Below are 3022 nucleotides of genomic sequence, written 5' to 3' on the forward strand. Positions count from 1 at the left end.
GCCGACCTCGACCGGTGCGGCGAAGGCGATCGGCCTGGTGTTGCCGGACCTGAAGGGCAAGCTGGACGGCTACGCGCTGCGAGTGCCGATCCCCACCGGCTCCACCACCGACCTGACCGTCACCGTCGGCCGGGAGACCACGGTGGACGAGGTCAACGCCGCGATGAAGGCCGCCGCGGACGGCCCGCTCAAGGGCATCCTGGTCTACAACGACGACCCGATCGTGTCGGCCGACATCGTCACCGATCCGGCGTCCTGCATCTTCGACGCGCCGCTGACCAAGGTCATCGGCAACCAGGTCAAGGTCGTCGGCTGGTACGACAACGAGTGGGGCTACTCCAACCGCCTGGTTGACCTGGTCAAGCTGGTGGGGAAGTCGCGGTGAGTGCGAGGAGTGAGCTTGCGAGCCCCGCAGTCACGAACGGAGGGCTGGCGCGGTGAGCATCCGCACCGTCGACGATCTGCTCGTCGAGGGGGTGTCGGGCCGGCGTGTGCTGGTGCGCGCCGACCTGAACGTCCCGCTCGACAAGCAGACCGGTGACATCACCGACGACGGCCGGATCCGGGCCGTCCTGCCGACCCTCGGCGCCTTGGTCGAGGCCGCGCCAAGGTGATCGTCTGCTCGCACCTGGGTCGACCGAAGGGCGCACCGGACCCGGCGTTCAGCCTCCGCCCGGTGGCCGGGCGGCTCGGTGAGCTACTCGGCGCCGAGGTCCGGTTCGCCGAGGACACCGTGGGCGACTCGGCCCGGTCCACCGTGGACGCCTTGGCCGACGGCCAGGTTGCCGTCCTCGAGAATCTGCGCTTCAACGCCGGTGAGACCAGCAAGGAGGAGGCCGAGCGGGGGGCGTTCGCCGACCAGCTCGCCGCGCTCGCCGACGCGTACGTCGACGACGCGTTCGGGGCCGTGCACCGCAAGCACGCCAGCGTGTACGACGTGCCGGCGCGGCTGCCGCACGTGGCCGGCCGGCTGGTGTTGCGTGAGGTGGAGGTGCTGTCCACGCTCACCGGGAACCCGGAACGGCCGTACGTGGTGGTGCTCGGCGGCTCCAAGGTCTCCGACAAGCTGGCGGTGATCGAGGCCCTGCTGCCGACGGTCGACCGACTGCTGATCGGCGGGGGTATGTGCTTCACCTTCCTCAGGGCGCAGGGCCACGAGGTGGGCACCTCGCTGCTGGAGAAGGAGATGGTCGAGACGTGCCGCAACCTCATGGAGGGCGCCCCCGGCAAGATCCTGCTCCCGTGGACGTGGTGGCCGCCGACGCCTTCGCGCCGGACGCCGCGCACGACACCGTGCGCGCGGACGGCATCCCGAGCCACCGGCTGGGCCTGGACATCGGCCCGGAGACGGTGCCGGCTTCGCCGCCGTCCTGTCGCAGGCGAAGACCATCTTCTGGAATGGCCCGATGGTGTGTTCGAGATGCCGGCGTTCGCGGGCGGCACCCGGGCGTCGCCGAGGCGCCACCGCCGGTGGAAATGTGCCCGAAGGACGACTCGTCCAGCCCGAGCACCCGCACAGCCGCGGCGGAGTCACCGCCGCCGACGACGGAGAACGCGTCGGCCTTGGTGATCGCCTCGGCGACGCCCCGGTGTGCCGCCCGCGAACGCCGGCATCTCGAACACACCCATCGGGCCATTCCAGAAGATGGTCTTCGCCTGCGACAGGACGGCGGCGAAGCCGGCCACCGTCTCCGGGCCGATGTCCAGGCCCAGCCGGTGGCTCGGGATGCCGTCCGCGCGCACGGTGTCGTGCGCGGCGTCCGGCGCGAAGGCGTCGGCGGCCACCACGTCCACCGGGAGCAGGATCTTGCCGGGGGCGCCCTCCATGAGGTTGCGGCACGTCTCGACCATCTCCTTCTCCAGCAGCGAGGTGCCCACCTCGTGGCCCTGCGCCCTGAGGAAGGTGAAGCACATACCCCCGCCGATCAGCAGTCGGTCGACCGTCGGCAGCAGGGCCTCGATCACCGCCAGCTTGTCGGAGACCTTGGAGCCGCCGAGCACCACCACGTACGGCCGTTCCGGGTTCCCGGTGAGCGTGGACAGCACCTCCACCTCACGCAACACCAGCCGGCCGGCCACGTGCGGCAGCCGCGCCGGCACGTCGTACACGCTGGCGTGCTTGCGGTGCACGGCCCCGAACGCGTCGTCGACGTACGCGTCGGCGAGCGCGGCGAGCTGGTCGGCGAACGCCCCCCGCTCGGCCTCCTCCTTGCTGGTCTCACCGGCGTTGAAGCGCAGATTCTCGAGGACGGCAACCTGGCCGTCGGCCAAGGCGTCCACGGTGGACCGGCCGAGTCGCCCACGGTGTCCTCGGCGAACCGGACCTCGGCGCCGAGTAGCTCACCGAGCCGCCCGGCCACCGGGCGGAGGCTGAACGCCGGGTCCGGTGCGCCCTTCGGTCGACCCAGGTGCGAGCAGACGATCACCTTGGCGCCGGCCTCGACCAAGGCGCCGAGGGTCGGCAGGACGGCCCGGATCCGGCCGTCGTCGGTGATGTCACCGGTCTGCTTGTCGAGCGGGACGTTCAGGTCGGCGCGCACCAGCACACGCCGGCCCGACACCCCCTCGACGAGCAATCGTCGACGGTGCGGATGCTCACCGCGCCAGCCCTCCGTTCGTGACTGCGGGGCTCGCAAGCTCACTCCTCGCACTCACCGCGACTTCCCCACCAGCTTGACCAGGTCAACCAGGCGGTTGGAGTAGCCCCACTCGTTGTCGTACCAGCCGACGACCTTGACCTGGTTGCCGATGACCTTGGTCAGCGGCGCGTCGAAGATGCAGGACGCCGGATCGGTGACGATGTCGGCCGACACGATCGGGTCGTCGTTGTAGACCAGGATGCCCTTGAGCGGGCCGTCCGCGGCGGCCTTCATCGCGGCGTTGACCTCGTCCACCGTGGTCTCCCGCCGACGGTGACGGTCAGGTCGGTGGTGGAGCCGGTGGGGATCGGCACTCGCAGCGCGTAGCCGTCCAGCTTGCCCTTCAGTCCGGCAACACCAGGCCGATCGCCTTCGCCGCACGG

General features: G+C 70.8%; 4 pseudogenes. 2 read left to right on the forward strand and 2 right to left on the reverse strand.

Annotation, left to right across the window (positions count from 1 at the left end):
* Positions 1 to 385 (forward strand): annotated as a pseudogene (locus QTQ03_RS28930) (type I glyceraldehyde-3-phosphate dehydrogenase); the annotation flags it as partial.
* Between the two features lie 112 nt (positions 386 to 497).
* A pseudogene (locus tag QTQ03_RS28935) lies at positions 498 to 1570 on the forward strand (phosphoglycerate kinase).
* Here QTQ03_RS28935 and QTQ03_RS28940 read toward each other — a convergent pair.
* Positions 1455 to 2599, reverse strand: a pseudogene (locus QTQ03_RS28940) (phosphoglycerate kinase); the annotation flags it as partial. The pseudogenes QTQ03_RS28935 and QTQ03_RS28940 overlap by 116 nt on opposite strands.
* A gap of 52 nt (positions 2600 to 2651) precedes the next feature.
* Positions 2652 to 3022, reverse strand: a pseudogene (locus QTQ03_RS28945) (type I glyceraldehyde-3-phosphate dehydrogenase); the annotation flags it as partial.

This window comes from Micromonospora sp. WMMA1363, assembly GCF_030345795.1.
GTDB lineage: Bacteria > Actinomycetota > Actinomycetes > Mycobacteriales > Micromonosporaceae > Micromonospora.